This is a genomic window from Streptomyces sp. NPDC030165 (genome assembly GCF_055573595.1).
This window is the reverse complement of record NZ_JBVIBD010000001.1, coordinates 281636-297479: the sequence shown is the minus strand read 5'-3', so window position 1 is coordinate 297479 and position 15844 is coordinate 281636. Positions and strand designations below refer to the sequence as shown.

The 15844-nt window shown below is 74.0% G+C and carries 14 protein-coding genes; 11 read left to right on the top strand and 3 right to left on the bottom strand.

The features are described 5' to 3' along the window. Position 1 precedes the first annotated feature (1 nt). On the bottom strand, positions 2-1309 hold the full coding sequence (locus ACZ4Z1_RS01315; protein ID WP_468484512.1) for a helix-turn-helix domain-containing protein: 1308 nt from the start codon (positions 1307-1309) through the stop codon (positions 2-4). A gap of 219 nt (positions 1310-1528) precedes the next feature. Between ACZ4Z1_RS01315 and ACZ4Z1_RS01310 the strand changes: the two genes are divergently transcribed. Further along, positions 1529-3643 carry a primosomal protein N' gene (locus tag ACZ4Z1_RS01310; protein ID WP_468484511.1) on the top strand — a complete coding sequence of 705 codons (2115 nt, stop codon included), beginning with the start codon at positions 1529-1531 and terminating at the stop codon, positions 3641-3643. Between the two features lie 315 nt (positions 3644-3958). Here the strand turns inward: ACZ4Z1_RS01310 and ACZ4Z1_RS01305 are convergent, their stop codons facing one another. Further along, positions 3959-4501: a hypothetical protein gene (locus tag ACZ4Z1_RS01305; protein ID WP_468484510.1), complete on the bottom strand. Its 543-nt coding sequence runs from the start codon at positions 4499-4501 to the stop codon at positions 3959-3961. A 245-nt stretch (positions 4502-4746) separates the two neighbouring features. On the opposite strand from ACZ4Z1_RS01305, the gene fmt reads away from it, so the two are divergent. The 10 genes from fmt to ACZ4Z1_RS01255 all read left to right on the top strand — a co-directional run bounded on the left by fmt (position 4747) and on the right by ACZ4Z1_RS01255 (position 14229). After that, positions 4747-5679 carry a methionyl-tRNA formyltransferase gene (gene fmt, locus ACZ4Z1_RS01300; RefSeq protein WP_468484509.1) on the top strand — a complete coding sequence of 311 codons (933 nt, stop codon included), beginning with the start codon at positions 4747-4749 and terminating at the stop codon, positions 5677-5679. Between the two features lie 184 nt (positions 5680-5863). After that, positions 5864-7303, top strand: a complete 1440-nt coding sequence (locus ACZ4Z1_RS01295) for an RsmB/NOP family class I SAM-dependent RNA methyltransferase (RefSeq protein WP_468484508.1) — start codon at positions 5864-5866, stop codon at positions 7301-7303. Positions 7304-7563: 260 nt separating this feature from the next. Beyond that, complete coding sequence (locus ACZ4Z1_RS01290; RefSeq protein ID WP_468484507.1) at positions 7564-8013, top strand: RICIN domain-containing protein; 450 nt, start codon at positions 7564-7566, stop codon at positions 8011-8013. 243 nt (positions 8014-8256) lie between these two features. Then, on the top strand, positions 8257-8940 hold the full coding sequence (gene rpe, locus ACZ4Z1_RS01285; protein ID WP_468484506.1) for a ribulose-phosphate 3-epimerase: 684 nt from the start codon (positions 8257-8259) through the stop codon (positions 8938-8940). Positions 8941-9172: 232 nt separating this feature from the next. Further along, a complete protein-coding gene (locus tag ACZ4Z1_RS01280) occupies positions 9173-10162 on the top strand; it encodes a sugar-binding transcriptional regulator (RefSeq protein WP_468484847.1) in 990 nt (329 codons plus the stop codon). 182 nt (positions 10163-10344) lie between these two features. Further along, positions 10345-10791 carry a guanyl-specific ribonuclease gene (locus ACZ4Z1_RS01275; protein WP_468484505.1) on the top strand — a complete coding sequence of 149 codons (447 nt, stop codon included), beginning with the start codon at positions 10345-10347 and terminating at the stop codon, positions 10789-10791. Then, positions 10788-11228: a barstar family protein gene (locus tag ACZ4Z1_RS01270; RefSeq protein ID WP_468484504.1), complete on the top strand. Its 441-nt coding sequence runs from the start codon at positions 10788-10790 to the stop codon at positions 11226-11228. Before ACZ4Z1_RS01275 ends, ACZ4Z1_RS01270 begins: the two co-directional genes overlap by 4 nt. Before the next feature lie 64 nt (positions 11229-11292). Continuing rightward, entirely contained in the window at positions 11293-11739 is a 447-nt protein-coding gene (locus tag ACZ4Z1_RS01265) for a ribosomal maturation YjgA family protein (RefSeq protein ID WP_468484503.1), read from the top strand. Between the two features lie 103 nt (positions 11740-11842). Beyond that, positions 11843-13186, top strand: a complete 1344-nt coding sequence (locus tag ACZ4Z1_RS01260) for a hemolysin family protein (RefSeq protein WP_468484502.1) — start codon at positions 11843-11845, stop codon at positions 13184-13186. Beyond that, entirely contained in the window at positions 13183-14229 is a 1047-nt protein-coding gene (locus ACZ4Z1_RS01255) for a hemolysin family protein (RefSeq protein ID WP_468484501.1), read from the top strand. Before ACZ4Z1_RS01260 ends, ACZ4Z1_RS01255 begins: the two co-directional genes overlap by 4 nt. 66 nt (positions 14230-14295) lie before the next feature. Here the strand turns inward: ACZ4Z1_RS01255 and ACZ4Z1_RS01250 are convergent, their stop codons facing one another. Then, a complete protein-coding gene (locus tag ACZ4Z1_RS01250) occupies positions 14296-15438 on the bottom strand; it encodes a PP2C family protein-serine/threonine phosphatase (RefSeq protein WP_468484500.1) in 1143 nt (380 codons plus the stop codon). Between the last annotated feature and the right edge of the window lie 406 nt (positions 15439-15844).

Here is a 15844-nt window from a genome sequence, read left to right as displayed (position 1 = left end):
GTCAGGTCGCGGGGTGCAGGATCGAGGTGAGCCGCGGCGTGATCTCCCGTACCGCGGAATCCGAGCTGTGCCGGGTCAGCAGGCGGGCCAGCCGTCGTACGTCGGCCCGGACCGTCGCCGAATCGACCTGGGACGCAGGGCCGAGCAGGTCCCCCGCAACGGAACAGGCGTGCTCGATGTGGCCGGCCGCAGCATGGCTGAGTGCGCGGCGCATCCCGTAACGGACCTGGTTCCGTACGGAATGGCCGGGCAACCGGGCGGTCTCGGTGTCGAGGACGTCGGCGGCCTGTTGCGGGCGGCCGAGGTCGTAGAGGCACCATCCGGTCGCCATGGACACCGGGTCCGTCACGTTGCTGCTGCCGATGACCGGCAGGGTGGGGTCCTCGGTGTCGGCGCCCAGTAAGGCGCGTGCGGTCTCCAGCCGGCTCATACACGCCTGGTGGTCCCCCGCGAGCGCATGTCCCTGGGCTTCCTGCTGGGCGGCCAGGCCCCTGATGCGCGGTGGTGCGTCCTTGGTGTTCGCCGCCTGGCGGGAGAGGCCGATGGTCGCGGCGGCGTCACCGGCGTAGAAGGAGATCAGCGCCTGCCGGGCCAGCGCGTAGGTCGCCAGGTGGCGGTCGCCTCCAGCTTCGGCGAGGTCGACCGCGCGTCGGGTCAGCCATGCCGCGGCGCGGTCGTTGCCGGACTCCTGGGCCATCCACCCGGCGAATTCCGCGTAGCGGGAAGCCAGGACGAGAAGTCCACGGCGGGTTCCGCCTGCCGATCGGCTTGCGAGATCGCGCAGTGCCTGGGCCTGGGCCACCAGAGGCGGCACCAGGGCGCCCGGTTCCGCGCTCTGGCCCAGCCTCCGGTACTGGTCGAACATCGCCCGCGAGGCCTGGAGCAGTCCCGCGTCCGCCGGAGAAGCCGCGGCCTGATCCTCGCCCACGGCCACGGCGAGCAGGCAGGACGCCCCCAGGGCCAGGGCGCGGCGGCGGTCCATGGCCGCGAAGCGGACCGAGCCGTCCGAATCCCACTGCATGATCCACACCTCTTCGTCGGGCCGGGAGTCGGGGAAGGGCGGCACCTCCGCCGCTGCTTGTGGCGGTACCAGCCCCGCCAGTGCGCCGTCGGCGCACAGAGCGGCGTCGCAGAGCCGGGCGAGCTCGGACGTCGGGCGTTTGAGGCCCGTTTCGACCTTGCTCAAGTGGCCCTTGCTGTAGTGCACCGCCATGGCCAGCCGGGTGAGGGACCACCCCGCGGTTGTGCGGCGCCTTCGGAGTTCGATTCCGAACGAGATCGGCTGCTCCGACACGTGAACCTCCGGCATGTCGACCGTGCGGCCGCTCGGGCGGTCCCGACTCCGCACGTCAGCCTGCTGTCGTCGGGCCGGTGCCGACAAGGCAGCCGGACGGTTTCCCGTTTCCTCTTCGTGTTCCGGGGTGTGGCCCGGAGGGGAAGCGAATCGGAACGGCCGACCGCTGTCGAGCCCCCGACCGTCCCCCCGGCTCCGCGGGCGCTGTCAGTGCCGTCTGCTAAGACTGATGCTGTGAGCAGGGAAGATGAGGGGCCGGGTGCGGGGCCGGAGCAGCTTGCGTTGATTCGGGAGGCGGTGCGGGGGGCGCGGGCGAAGCCGCGGACGTGGCGGGGGGCCGAGTTGGCGGAGCGGTTGCCGGTGGCGCGGGTGCTGGTGGACAAGGGGCTGGTGCATCTCGACCGGTATTTCGACTATGCGGTGCCGGCGGCGCTGGACGCGGAGGCGCAGCCCGGGGTGCGGGTGCGGGTGCGGTTCGGGGCCGGGGAGAAGGGGGGCCGGCGGGAAGGGGGGAAGCTGGTCAACGGGTTCGTGGTGGAGCGGGTGGCGGAGAGCGACTTCCGGGGAGTGCTCGCGCCGATCGCGCAGGTGCTGTCGCCCGAGCGGGTGCTGACGCCGGAGTTGCTGGGACTGTGCCGGGCCGTCGCCGACCGGTATGCGGGGACGCTCGCGGATGTGGTGCAGCTGGCCGTGCCGCCTCGGCGGGCGAAGGTGGAAGGGGAGGAGAGCAGGGGGCCGTTGCCGGTCAGTGGGGTGCCGGAGGCCGGGAGTTGGGGGAGGTATCCGGCGGGGGCCGGTTTCTTGGAGGCGTTGGGGCGGGGGGATTCGCCGCGTGCCGTGTGGACGGCTCTGCCGGGGCCGCACTGGCCGGAGGAGCTGGCCCGGGCGATGGCCGCGACGCTGGCGTCCGGGCGTGGGGCCCTGGCCGTTCTGCCGGACGGACGAGCTGCCGCGCGGGTGGACGTGGCGTTGCGGGAGCTGGTGGGGGAGGGGCGGCATGTGGTGCTGAGCGCCGATGCCGGGCCCGAGGAGCGGTACCGCCGGTGGCTGGCGGTCAGCCGGGGTGCGGTGCGGGCGGTGATCGGGACGCGGGCGGCGATGTTCGCGCCGGTACGGGATGTCGGGTTGGTTGCTATTTGGGATGACGGGGACGGGAGTCACAGCGATCCGCATGCGCCGCAGCCGCATGCGCGGGAAGTGCTGTTGCAGCGGTCGGTGACGGAGCGGGCGGGGTTTCTGCTGGGCGGGCTGAGCTGCACGGTCGAGGCGGCGCAGCTGGTGGAGACCGGCTGGGCGCGGCCGCTGACGGCCGAGCGGGAGCAGGTAAGGGCGGCCGCGCCCCTGGTCCGTACGGTCGGTGACGCCGACGAGGCGCGGGACGCGGCGGCGCGGGCCGCACGGCTGCCGACGCTGGCGTGGCAGGTGGTGCGTGAGGGGCTGAAGCAGGGGCCGGTGCTGGTGCAGGTGCCGCGGCGGGGATACGTCCCGCGGCTGGCGTGCGAGCGGTGCCGGGAGCCCGCGCGCTGCCGGGCCTGCGCGGGGCCGCTGGAGGCGCGGGACGCGGGGGAGCTGCGGTGCGGCTGGTGCGGGCGCGAAGAGGGGGACTGGCGGTGCGTGGAGTGCGGGGGCGTGCGGCTGCGGGCCCAGATCGTGGGTGCGCGGCGGACGGCGGAGGAGCTGGGGCGGGCGTTCCCGGCCGTGCCGGTGCGCACGTCGGGGCGCGACCATGTGCTGGACACGGTCCCCGACGTCCCCTCCCTGGTGGTGAGTACGCCGGGGGCGGAGCCGGTCGCCGAGGGCGGTTACGCCGCCGCGTTGCTGCTGGACGGGTGGGCGCTGCTGAGCCGGCCCGATCTGCGGGCGGGGGAGGAGGCGCTACGGCGCTGGATCCACGCCGCGTCGCTGGTACGGGGCCAGGCCGAGGGCGGTACGGTCGCGGTCATCGCGGAGGCGACGCTGCGCCCCGTACAGGCGCTGGTGCGCTGGGATCCGGCCGGGCACGCGGTGCGCGAGCTGGCGGAGCGGGCCGAGCTGGGCTTCCCGCCGGTGTCGCGGATGGCGTCGGTGACCGGCCGTCCCGAGGACGTGGCGGAGATGCTCGCGGCGGCCGGGCTGCCGGAGGGCGCCGAGGTGCTGGGCCCCGTACCGGTGCCGTCCCCCGACGCGGGGCGGCCGCGCCGGCCGGGGGACCCGCCGCCCGGGGAGGAATGGGAAAGGGCGCTGGTACGGGTACGCCCCGGCCAGGGTGCCGCGCTGGCGGCGGCGTTGAAGACGGCGCAGGCGGCGCGGCTGGTCAAGCGGGAGGGGGAAGCGGTGCGGGTGCGGGTCGATCCGCCGGATCTCGGGTGAGCGGCCATGGGCTGTGGCAGCCATGGGCTGTGAGGTGAGCGGCCATGGGCTGCGACATGAGGCGACCATGGGCCAGGCACGACATTTGAGGTGAGGGGGCACGGCCCATGCGGTGAGCGGGCGCGGGCCACGGGGGTACGGGCACGGGTCATGAGGTGAGAGGGCGCGGGGTACGGACACGGCCCATGAGTGAACAGACACAGGCAACGGGAGGGGTAGTACGGGCCGTGAGCGGAAGTGGCCCGTGAGTGGAGCGGGTGCGGATGGGAAGAGGAAAGGGGCCGCCCCGGGGGCGGGCCGGGGCGGTGGGTGCGGTCAGCCGTTGCGGGGGCCGGGGAAGACGCCGGGGCGCGCCTCTTCCCGCGCGGGGACCGGGGACTGGCCTGGCAGGGTGCGTGCGGCGGGGACGGCCGGCGCGCTCGGCAGGCCGGGGGAGACGGCCATGCTCCGGGCCGCGGACGGTTCGGGCGTACGGACCGCCTCGCCGTTGTCGGGGCCGGGCTGGGCGGTGGAGCGGCGGGCGCCGTAACGGCGGTGCACGGCCTGTTTGGTGACGCCCAGGGCCGAACCCACCGCATCCCAGGAAAAGCCCAGCGAACGGTCGAAGTCCACCGCCGCCGTGACGAGGGTCTCGACGCTGTCGCGCAGCTCCTGGGCGAGACGTACGGTCGGGGCGGGGGCGCGGCCGTAGACGACGAAGCCGGCGGACGGGCCGGTGCGCCGCGGCCGGTAGACGTTGCCGAGCTGAGCTGTCAGGGTGCGCAGGGCGTCCACCTGCCGGCGGACCCGCTCGATGTCCCGTACCAGTAGGTGCAGGCTGGCGCGTGCCTGGGCGTCGTGGGTTGCGTGGTCGGCCATGAACAAGCCTCTCGAACCGGCGTTGAATGTGCAGAGAAACGTGACGTAACAGGTGAAAACGAGCGGGCCGCGAGGGCGGCCCGGTCGGTCAATGCTGCTTGACCAACGCGACAGACGCGGCTTCGGTCACGGTATGGGGGCGTACAGGCTCCAATGAGGGGCGCGCGCCTGTTCGCACGCCCCCGAAGGCGTGGCCCATAGACTGGTGCGCCGTTCCGCAGCGTGTGAGAGGTAGTACGCCACCCATGAGGCTCGTCTTCGCCGGCACCCCCGAGGTCGCCGTACCCGCCCTGGATGCCCTGATCGCCTCGGACCGGCACGAGGTCGTCGCCGTCGTCACCCGGCCCGACGCCCCCGCCGGCCGTGGCCGCCGGCTCGTCGCCAGCCCGGTCGCCGAGCGTGCGGAGGAGGCCGGCATCGAGGTGCTCAAGCCCGCCAAGCCGCGCGACGAGGACTTCCTCGCCCGGCTGCGGGAGATCGCGCCGGACTGCTGCCCGGTGGTGGCCTACGGGGCGCTGCTGCCGAAGGCGGCACTGGACATCCCGGCGCACGGCTGGGTGAACCTGCACTTCTCGCTGCTGCCCGCGTGGCGCGGCGCGGCCCCGGTGCAGCACGCGGTGCTGGCGGGTGACGAGGTGACCGGCGCCTCCACCTTCCTCATCGAGGAAGGGCTGGACTCCGGGCCGGTGTTCGGGGTGGTGACGGAGGAGGTGCGGCCGACCGACACCAGTGGCGACCTGCTGACCCGCCTGGCCCTCGCCGGGGCCGGTCTGCTGGCCGCCACCATGGACGGCATCGAGGACGGCACGCTCACCCCGGTCCCGCAGCCGGCCGACGGCGTCACCCTCGCGCCGAAGATCGAGGTCGAGGACGCGAAGGCGGACTGGACGGCGCCCGCGCTGCGGGTGGACCGGGTCGTGCGCGGGTGCGCGCCCGCGCCCGGCGCGTGGACCGTCTTCCGGGGGGAGCGGCTGAAGCTGATGACGGTCGGCCTGGTTCCCGACCGTACGGACCTGGCGCCCGGCGAACTCGCCGTCACCAAGAAGGCGGTGTACGCCGGTACGGGCAGCCACGCGGTCGAACTGCTGTGGGTGCAGCCGCAGGGCAAGAAGCCGATGCGCGGCGCGGACTGGGCGCGCGGGGTGCGGATCGGTGAAGGGGAGCGGCTGGGGGAGTGAGGGGCGGGGGAGCCAGGGCCCGGGGCCCGCGGGGCGCGCACGCGGAGCGCCCGCCCCGCCCGTACGCCGAGGAACCCGCCCCGCTTGCGCCCGGAGTGCCCGTCCCGCCCGCGCCGTGGCGCGCTCCGGTGCGCCACGTAGGCTGGGGGCGAACCTCGTCCCGTAACAGCGGAGCACATTTCTCGTGAGTGGTCAGTCGCGTCGTCCCAGCAAGCCCTACCGCCGGCCCCAGAAGGACCCGGTCCGGATACTCGCCTTCGAGGCGCTGCGGGCCGTCGACGAGCGGGACGCGTACGCGAACCTGGTGCTGCCGCCGATGCTGCGCAAGGCGCGCGAGAACCAGGAGAACGGGGCCTTCGACGCACGGGACGCGGCGCTGGCCACCGAGCTGGTGTACGGCACGCTGCGGCGGCAGGGCACCTACGACGCGGTCATCGCGCGCTGTGTGGACCGGCCGCTGCGGGAGGTGGACCCGCCGGTCCTGGACGTCCTGTCGCTCGGCGCGCACCAGCTGCTCGGTACGCGCATCCCGACGCACGCCGCCGTGAGCGCGACCGTCGAACTGGCGCGTGTGGTGCTGGGGGACGGGCGGGCCAAGTTCGTCAACGCGGTGCTGCGGAAGATCGCCGCGGACGACATGGACGGGTGGCTGGAGCGGGTCGCGCCGGAGTACGACGACGATCCCGAGGAGCACCTGGGGATCGTGCACGCGCACCCGCGCTGGATCGTCTCGGCGCTCTGGGACGCCCTCGGCGGCGGTCGTGCCGGCATGGAGGACCTGCTGGAGGCCGACAACGAGCGGCCCGAGGTCACGCTGGTGGCCCGGCCGGGCCGGTCCACCACGGAGGAACTCATCGCGGCCGTCGGGGAGGAGAGCGCCCTGCCGGGGCGCTGGTCCCCGTACGCGGTACGGCTCGCCGAGGGCGGTGAGCCCGGTGCCCTGGACGCGGTGCGCGAGGGCCGGGCCGGTGTGCAGGACGAGGGCAGTCAGCTCGTCGCGGCGGCCTTGGCCAACGCGCCTGTCGAAGGCGCCGACAGCATGTGGCTGGACGGCTGTGCCGGGCCGGGCGGAAAGGCCGCGCTGCTGGGCGCGCTCGCCGCGCAGCGCGGTGCGCGCCTGCTCGCCTCGGAGAAGCAGCCGCACCGGGCACGCCTGGTGCAGCGGTCGCTGGCGGGCAACCCCGGCCCGTACGAGGTCATCGCGGCCGACGGCACCCGCCCGCCGTGGCGGCCCGGCTCCTTCGACCGGGTGCTGATGGACGTCCCGTGCACCGGGCTCGGCGCGCTGCGCAGGCGGCCGGAGGCGCGCTGGCGGCGCCGCCCGGAGGACCTGGACGGCTTCGCGCCGTTGCAGCGGGAACTGCTGCGCCAGGCGCTGGTGTCGGTCCGGGTCGGTGGCGTCGTGGGCTACGCGACCTGCTCACCGCACCCGGCCGAGACGCGCGCCGTGGTGGACGACGTCCTCAAGGGCCGGGCCGGCGGGGACGTGACGGCGGAGTGGATCGACGCGCGTCCCCTGATCCCGGGTGTGCCCGCGCTGGGTGACGGCCCGGATGTACAGCTGTGGCCGCATCTGCACGGTACGGACGCGATGTACCTGGCGCTGCTGCGGCGGACGGCGTGATGCCCGGGGTGCGTACCGGTGCCCTGAGAAGGGCGCTTTGCCTGGCGTGATCATGCAGGGATAAGGTGCCGGTAACAACGGGGATCACGGCCGCAGAGGTGTCGGACAGGCACGCCACGACGCGTACGGACCAGGCGTCGGCACCGACCTTGTCGACGCATGTGCCGACGGAGGCCGAGTGCCGGTCCTCACCTGTCTGCCAGATGGGCAGTCACTGCTGCCGGGGTCGTCATTTCGACCCTAGGAACGGGGAAAACACGATGATCAAGCGCTTGATAGGCACGGTCGCGGCCACCGCGGTTCTCGCACCGGCCCTGATGTTCAGCGCCTCGGGGCAGGCGTTCGCCGCCAGCAAGACGGTCACCTGGAAGAACAAGGGCAACGGCAAGTGCCTGGTGGCCAATGGCTTCTGGGTCGGCGTGGGGAGCTGCGGGGCCGCCGCGAAGTGGAAGGAGACCAAGCAGTCCGACGGAACCTTCGTCCTGAAGTCCGCGGACCACGACTTCTGCCTCGACAGCAAGAAGGACGGCACCGTCTACACCAACGTCTGCAACGGCGGCGCGAACCAGAAGTGGCGCGAGATCAAGGACTCCATGGGCTGGCGGCTGCAGAACAAGGCCACCAAGCTGACCCTCGGTTCCAAGACCAGCGCCGGCTCGCCCGTCTACGCGGGCTTCGACGGCGGCATCAAGCACCAGCGCTGGAGCTGACCCCCGAAGGCGCCCGGCGGGGGACATGACCGGTCCCCGGCACGGTGACGCATCATCGAGATCATCGGCCGCCGGCCCTTCGCCCGCCTTGCGGCGGGCGAAGGGCCGGCGGCTTGCTGTCTCCCTCCGGCGGGGGGCTACGGGCTCGTTCCCGTGCGCCCCGGCGGCCACTGGCACCGCCTGCGACCTGCGGCCCGCCCCACCCGCTTCGGCGCCAGGGGCCGGGCAGGACATACTGGAGGTATGGCCTTGATCAACCCCAGCATCCTGTCCGCAGACTTCGCCCGGCTCGCCGAGGAGGCGAAGGCCGTCGAGGGCGCCGACTGGCTGCATGTCGATGTGATGGACAACCACTTCGTGCCGAACCTGACGCTGGGCGCTCCGGTCGTCGAGGCGCTGAGCAAGGCGACGGACACCCCGCTCGACCTGCACCTGATGATCGAGGACCCGGACCGCTGGGCGCCGCAGTACATCGAGGCGGGCGCCGGGTCGGTCACCTTCCACGCGGAGGCGGCGGCCGCGCCCGTACGGCTGGCGCGGGAGATCCGGGCCAAGGGGGCGCGGGCGTCGATGGCGCTCAAGCCGGCCACGCCGGTCGAGCCGTTCGAGGATCTGCTGCCCGAGCTGGACATGCTGTTGATCATGACCGTGGAGCCGGGCTTCGGCGGCCAGGCGTTCCTGGACATCATGCTGCCGAAGATCCGCCGGACCCGGGAGCTGATCTCCAAGCACGGCCTGGAGATGTGGCTCCAGGTGGACGGCGGGGTCTCGGCGTCCACGATCGAGCGGTGCGCGGAGGCCGGCGCGGACGTGTTCGTGGCGGGTTCGGCGGTGTACGGCGCGGACGACCCGGCGAAGGCGGTGCGCGAGCTGCGTGCGCAGGCCGAGTCCGCGACGGCTGCGGCCGGCTGGGGCTGCGCCCACTGACACGAGGGCGCCCGCGGGTCCGCCGTGGGCGCCGGCGCCGCACGTGGTGTGCGGGGAGCGCGCACCGATCCCCGTACGCCGGTGTTTCTTGGTGTTGCCGCTACCGGGTGTTCACGACGGCCGGGGCGGTGATGGTCCCCGACCACCTCGGGTTTCTGCAAGGATGAGCAAAGACTCGATCAGGTGCGCACAAGGGGAGAATCTCGTGGTTGCCAGCCGCCCGCAGTCCGCAATGGGCCCCGCCGAGCTGGTGCAGGCCGCGGCCATGGCCCGCCGCTTCTATCTGGAGGGCAAGTCCAAGATCCAGATCGCCGAGGAGTTCGGCGTCAGCCGCTTCAAGGTCGCCCGGGTGCTGGAGACGGCGCTGGAGCGTGACCTCGTACGGATCGAGATCCGTGTCCCGGCGGAGCTGGACGCCGAACGGTCCGACGCGCTGCGGGCCCGCTACGGCCTGCGGCACGCGGTCGTGGTGGAGTCGCCCGCCGACGCCACCGACGACGCCCCCGACCCGGAGAACCTCGGCGAGGTCGCGGCCGACCTGCTGGGGGAGCTGGTGACCGAGGGGGACGTCCTCGGTCTCGCCTGGGGCCGCTCCACCATCCACATGGCGGCCGCGCTGCACCGCCTCCCGCCGTGCACGGTCGTGCAGCTGACCGGCGTGTACGACGCGGGCACCGCGGACCGCGGCTCGGTCGAGGCGGTACGCCGGGCGGCCGACGTCTCCGGCGGCGAGGCGCACCCGATCTACGCGCCGATGCTGCTGCCCGACTCGGCGACGGCCGCCGCGCTGCGCGGCCAGACCGGCATCGCCCGCGCGTTCGAGTACTTCGACAAGGTCACCGTGGCCTGTGTGTCCATCGGCTCCTGGGCGCCGGGCATCTCGACCGTCTACGACATGCTCTCGGAGCAGGAGCGGGAGCACTACGCCTCGCTGGGCGCCGCCGCCGAGATGTCCGCGCACCTCTTCGACGCGGAGGGCCGCCGCATCGGCCGGGACCTGGGCGAGCGGTGCATCACGGTCGAGGCGGACCGGCTGCGCCGCATCCCCGAGGTCGTGGCCATCGCGGGCGGCCGGCAGAAGGCGGCGGCGATCGGCGCGGTGCTGCGGTCCGGGCTGGTGACGAGCCTGGTCACGGACACGGCTGCCGCCGATCATCTGCTGCTGGAGACGGGGCCCGGCCCGCGTCCGGCGCTGGAGCGGGCGGATCCGGACGGGGTCTGACCAAGCGGGGCAGGACGGGGCCCGGACAACCGGGCCAAGCCGAAGCCTGAGCAACCGGGTCCGAACGGGGGCGGGCCTGGGCAAGCGGGTCCGGACGGGGCCCGGGACCTGGGACGGCCGCCTACTTGATCTTGTACGGGCGCGGGCGCGCACCCCGTGCCGGGCTGTGACAGCATCGGCGCATGGTGATCCGCTCCGCTCCCCGCGCGGCCGCCGGCGTACTCGCCGCGCTGCTGGCCTGTCTGCTGCTGTTGGTGTCCGGCTGCTCCGGAGGCGGTGGCGGCGGGAAGGGGAGCGCGAAGCCCACGCACGGGGCGCCCTCGACGGCGTCCACGCCGGACTGGGCCAGGGGCATGGCGACCGTGCCGGCCGGCCGGCTGCCCGCGCAGGCCCGCGAGACGCTGCGGCTGATCGACGCGCGCGGCCCGTTCCCGTACCCGAAGGACGGCACGGTCTTCGGCAACCACGAGCGACGGCTGCCGAAGCAGAAGCGCGGCTATTACCACGAGTACACGGTCCGCACGCCGGGCTCGAAGGACCGCGGCGCGCGGCGGATCGTCACCGGTGACAGCCGCGAGACGTACTACACCGACGACCATTACCGGACCTTCAAGGCGGTGCTCCGATGACGGCTCCCGTGCCCCGGCCGCTCGCGGCGGTGCTCGACGGCAGTACGCCTCCCGGGGTGGTGCCCTGGCCGCAGGACCGGCCCGCGCACGAAGCGCTGGACGCGGCGCGCGCGGCCGGCTGGCACGGTGCGCTGCTCGGCCTCGAAGGGGTCACCGGCAAGGCGGAGTTCATGGACCGCTGTGCGCGGGCGCTGCGGCTGCCGGACTGGTTCGGCCGCAACTGGGACGCGCTCGCGGACTGCCTCACCGACCTGTCGTGGTGCCCGGCGGACCGCGGCCGGGTGCTGGTGGTGTGCGGCTGGCAGCAGTACGCGGCCGCCTCGCCGGACGACTGGAGCGTCGCGGAGGAGGTCATCGCGGACGCGGTGGGCTTCTGGCGCGACACGGACACCGGGCTGGTCGTCGTGATGGCGCGGGGCCGGGAGCCGGAAGCGTGAACGGCGTGACATACGGGGGCCCGGAGGCGCGGACGGCGTGACATACGGGGGGATGGGGAACGGCGTGACGTATGGGGACAGGGAACGGCGGAGCGGAGGGCTCGGCGGCGGCTCCGGAACGCGCCTGGTGGCGGGTGCGGCGGCGCTGCTGACGGTCGCGGCGGGGCTCGGTGTGCGGGCCGGCGCGGCCCGCGCGGGGCTGGCTCCGGAGGTCGCCAAGTACGCCGGCGACGCGCTGTACACCGTGCTCGTACAGGCGCTGGTGGTGCTGGCCGCGCCGCGCGTCCGGCCGCCGGTCGCGGCCGCCGTGGCCCTGGCGTTCAGCTGGGCGATGGAGTTCGCGCAGCTCAGCGATGTCCCGGCGGAGCTCTCCCGGCGCAGTGTGGTGGCCCGTCTGGTGCTCGGCTCGACCTTCAACGCGCCGGACCTGCTCTGGTACGCGGTGGGCGCCGCGTGCGCGTGGGCGGCGCACGGGTGGCTGCGGGCCCGGCGCCGTACGGGAGCGGTCTGAGCCGGACGGCCCGGCCTGCCACGACGGACATGCGCCCGCTCCGCCGTACGTGAGGTTTCACCCGCCCGCCGCCGGGCACCGAGGTGCGGCGGGAGGTGACGCGGTGGCCGAGGTGCTGCTTCTGCTCGTGGCGTCGGCGCTCACGCTGGCCTGTGCCGTGTTCGTCGCGGCGGAGTTCTCGCTGACCACGGTCGAGCGCAGCGCGGTGGAGCGCGCGGTGGAAGAGGGCGAGCGAGGGGCCGAAGGGGTACTGCGCGCCGTCCGCGCGCTCGCCTTCCAGTTGTCCGGCGCGCAGCTCGGCATCACCGTGACCTCGCTGGTCATCGGCATGCTCGCGGAACCGTCCCTGGCGGCGCTGCTGCGCGGCCCGCTCGCGGCGGCCGGACTGCCCGGCGCGGTGGTCCCGGGCGTCGCGTCCACGCTCGGTGTCGGCGTGTCCACGGTGGTGCTGATGGTCGTCGGCGAGCTGGTGCCGAAGAACTGGGCGATCTCCCGGCTGCTGGCCGTGGCCCGGGTCGTGGCCGGGCCGCTGCGGGCCTTCAGCGCTCTGTTCGCGCTGTTCATCCGCCATCTGAACCAGTCCGCCAACCGGCTGGTACGCCGCTTCGGGCTGGAGCCCACCGAGGAGCTGGAGTCCTCCCGCGGTCCGGCCGAACTGGTTTCGCTGGCCCGCTACTCGGCGCAGGAGGGCGCGCTGCCGGCCGACTCGGCGGAACTGTTCGTGCGGACGCTGCACCTGAGCGAGCTGACCGTGCAGAACGTCATGACGCCGCGGGTGGACGTACGGGCCCTGGAGGCGCGCGCCACGGCGGCCGACGCGGCCACCCTGACCCTGGCCACCGGGCTGTCCCGCTTCCCCGTGTACCGCGGTGGCCTGGACGAGGTCGTGGGCACCGTCCACATCCGCGACGTCCTCGCCCTCACCCCGGAGCAGCGGGCCGCCACCTCCGCCGCCGAGCTGGCCGCCGACCCCGTGCTCGTACCGGAGTCGCTGCCCGTCGACCGGCTGCTGGACCGGCTGCGCACGGTCCGCTCCATGGCCGTGGTGATCGACGAGTACGGCGGTACGGCCGGGATCGTCACCCTGGAGGACATCGTCGAGGAGATCGTCGGCGACGTACGGGACGAGCACGACCCGGTGGCGGGCCCGGAGCTGCTGCGGACCGGGGCGCGCACCTGGGAGGCGGACGGCGGGGTGCGCCTGGACGGGCTGGCCGGGATCGGCCTGGAGGCGCCCGAGGGGCCGTACGAGACGCTGGCCGGGCTGCTCGCCACCCGGCTGGGCCGGATCCCGGAGGACGGCGACGAGGTACGGGTGGCGGACGGCTGGCGGCTGACGGTGCTGGCGGTGCGCCGGCACCGGGCGGAGCGGGTACGGGTGACCGCGCCCGCCGGCGCGTCCTCGCCGGGGGCCCGGCCCGCCGGCGGGGGAGGGGAGCGGCCGTGACCGCCGTCCAACTGGCCGTCGGCGTGCTGACGTTGTTCAGCAACGCCTTCTTCGTCGGCGGCGAGTTCGCGATGATCTCCGTACGGCGCAGCCAGATCGAGCCGCGCGCCAAGGCGGGGGACCGGCGGGCCGACCGGGTGCTGTGGGGTCTGGAACACCTCTCCGAGCTGCTCGCCACCGCCCAACTGGGCGTCACGGCCTCCTCGTTGCTCCTCGGCGCGATGGCCGAGCCCGCCATCGCCCACCTCGCCGAGCCGGCCTTCGAGGCGCTGCACGTCCCGCACGGACTGATCCACCCGGTCGCGTTCGTGCTGGCGTTGACGCTGGCGACGTATCTGCACATGCTCGTCGGCGAGATGGTCCCCAAGAATGTCGCGCTGGCCGCGCCGGAAGGGGTCGCGCTGCTGCTGGGGCCGCCGATGGTGGCCCTCACCCGCGCGCTGCGCCCGGTCGTCGTGAGCATCAACGCCCTCGCCAACGCCCTGCTGCGGCTCGCCAGGACCGAGCCCAGGAACGAGGTCGCCGCCGCTTTCACGGACGACGAACTCGCCCGTATCGTCCAGGAATCGCGCCACGCCGGGCTGCTCTCCGACACCGGCGGCGAGCGGCTGCGGGACGCGCTGGAACTCGGGCGGCGGCCGGTCGGAAAACTGCTCGTCCCCCTGGCACGGATGGTCACCGTCGACCGGGATGTCACCCCCGGCCAGCTGGAACGCACCGCGGCCCGCGCCGGATTCTCCCGGCTGCCGGTCACCGGACCGGCCGGTACGGTCCTCGGCTATCTCCACATCAAGGACACCCTCGGCGTCACCGACCGGGACCGGCCGTTCCCCCGGGAGGCGCTGCGCCCGATGCCGCGGGTCGGCTGCGGGACCCCGCTGGACGACACGCTGACCGCGATGCGGGCGGCCGGCACCCAGCTGGCCGCCGTCAGCGGGGAGCAGGGTGTGGTGCTCGGCTTCGTCACCATGACGGATGTGCTGGACGAGCTGGTGGGCCCGCCGGACCCGGCCCGCCGGCGTGACGCGGACCGGGAACCGTGAGGGGGCGGCGAGGCCGCGTGCCGGTCGGGGCACCGCGGCGGAAGGGGCAGGGCGGGAGGCCGCGCGTCAGTCGGACACCGCGGCGGAAGGCGCAGGGCGGCCGGCCGGGTTCCGCGGGGCACCGGGAGGCTCGGCGCTCGTACGGGTGACGGCGGGCGGTGCGTGGCCGTGGTGCTGCCGGGGGATGCTCGGCTCCAGCTCGACCAGGACGAGGGCGACGTCGTCGTCCTGGGCGCCGTGGGTGTGCCGGCACATCGTCGACAGCACCGCCTCGATCGCGTCGTTGAGATCGGGCAGCGAGCAGGCCGGCAGCAGGCCGGCCAGGTCGAGCATGGTGCCGTCGGGATCGCGGGCCTCGGCGAGGCCGTCGGTGTAGAGCAGCAGCCGGTCGCCGGGGGACAGGTCCACCTCCTGCACGCGCGGCAGCGGGAGCAGGCCGATGGGCGTGGTCGGCTCGGCGGGGGTGAGTAATACGGGCGGGCCGGCGGCGGGCAGGTGCAGGGGCGGGTGGTGGCCGCAGTTGACGAGCCGGAGCCGGCCGGGGGATATCTCGGCGATCACGGCGGTGATGAAGTCCTCCGGGCCGAGGTCGTCGATCAGCCGCCGGTCGACCTCCTCGGCCACCTCGGCGAGGTTGCTGCGGGTGTAGGCGCAGTCGCGGAAGTGCCCTATGGCCGCGGCGGACAGGCGCACCGCCTCCAGACCCTTGCCGCGTACGTCGCCGATGAGCACCCGCAGCCCGCTGGGGGTGTCGGCGAAGGCGTACAGGTCGCCGCCGATGACGGCGCGGGGCGCGGCGGAGCGGTAGCGGGCGCAGACCGAGGCGCCGCTGACCCGGAACGAGGTCGGCCGCAGGATGGCGCGCTGGGCGGCGGCCGCGACACCGGCGAGCTGGTTGTCCAGGGCGGCCTGGCGGTCGGAGGTCCAGGTCGCGTAGGCCGCGGCGGCGGCGAGCACGGTCAGGGACAGCAGCTGGTCGGTGTGGCCCAGGGTGTGTTCGTGTCCGGCGACGGCCACGCCCAGGAGCAGGGTGGTGAACGAGACCACGGCCGTGCACGCGCCTTCGAGTCTGGTCGCCGCCACCAGTGGGCCCACCAGCAGCAGCCCGGCCAGGCCGACGTCCGGGCCCAGTGCCAGGTCGCAGGCCGCGACGGCGGCTCCGGCCAAGGCCGTGAGCAGCAGCAGGGCGCCCTGTCGGACTTCGCGCATGTCCTCCCCTTCCCCCACGGCCGGTGCGGCTGCGCCCGGCCCGGCCGGGCGCCACCGCGCGTCGCGGTTACTGTACGTATCCAGTTGCGAAGTGATCGCCCAGGCTTCCGGTGGCCCGGCGGTCGCGGCGGATCGACACCCGAAGCGGCCCGTACACGGTTCTACCCACCTGCTGGCCAGCAAGAACCTCCCATCCCGTCATATGGTCACATTGGCGTCGAACCGCAGGTGACCGGCCGTCCGGGCCGTCGAAGACCAGTCATTTCAGTGACGGAGAGTGACAAGGTGGCGGTCTGTGAGAGGTCGCCGCAGGCGTCAGGCGACGTCCGGAAGAGGGCGTGCGGAGGGCTTACGGGAACACCGGTTCGCCCCAGGGTGGACTCATCAGGGATGATGTCCTAGGAGC

Bases quoted from the DNA above. Each gene is read 5' to 3' on its own strand.
- ACZ4Z1_RS01290 (WP_468484507.1), top strand. From the start codon at position 7,564: ATGATCAAGCGCTTGATAGGCACGGTCGCGGCCACCGCGGTTCTCGCA.
- ACZ4Z1_RS01250 (WP_468484500.1), bottom strand. From the start codon at position 15,438: ATGCGCGAAGTCCGACAGGGCGCCCTGCTGCTGCTCACGGCCTTGGCC.
- ACZ4Z1_RS01305 (WP_468484510.1), bottom strand. From the start codon at position 4,501: ATGGCCGACCACGCAACCCACGACGCCCAGGCACGCGCCAGCCTGCAC.
- ACZ4Z1_RS01275 (WP_468484505.1), top strand. From the start codon at position 10,345: ATGGTGATCCGCTCCGCTCCCCGCGCGGCCGCCGGCGTACTCGCCGCG.
- fmt (WP_468484509.1), top strand. From the start codon at position 4,747: ATGAGGCTCGTCTTCGCCGGCACCCCCGAGGTCGCCGTACCCGCCCTG.
- rpe (WP_468484506.1), top strand. From the start codon at position 8,257: ATGGCCTTGATCAACCCCAGCATCCTGTCCGCAGACTTCGCCCGGCTC.
- ACZ4Z1_RS01270 (WP_468484504.1), top strand. From the start codon at position 10,788: ATGACGGCTCCCGTGCCCCGGCCGCTCGCGGCGGTGCTCGACGGCAGT.
- ACZ4Z1_RS01315 (WP_468484512.1), bottom strand. From the start codon at position 1,309: ATGCCGGAGGTTCACGTGTCGGAGCAGCCGATCTCGTTCGGAATCGAA.
- ACZ4Z1_RS01280 (WP_468484847.1), top strand. From the start codon at position 9,173: ATGGGCCCCGCCGAGCTGGTGCAGGCCGCGGCCATGGCCCGCCGCTTC.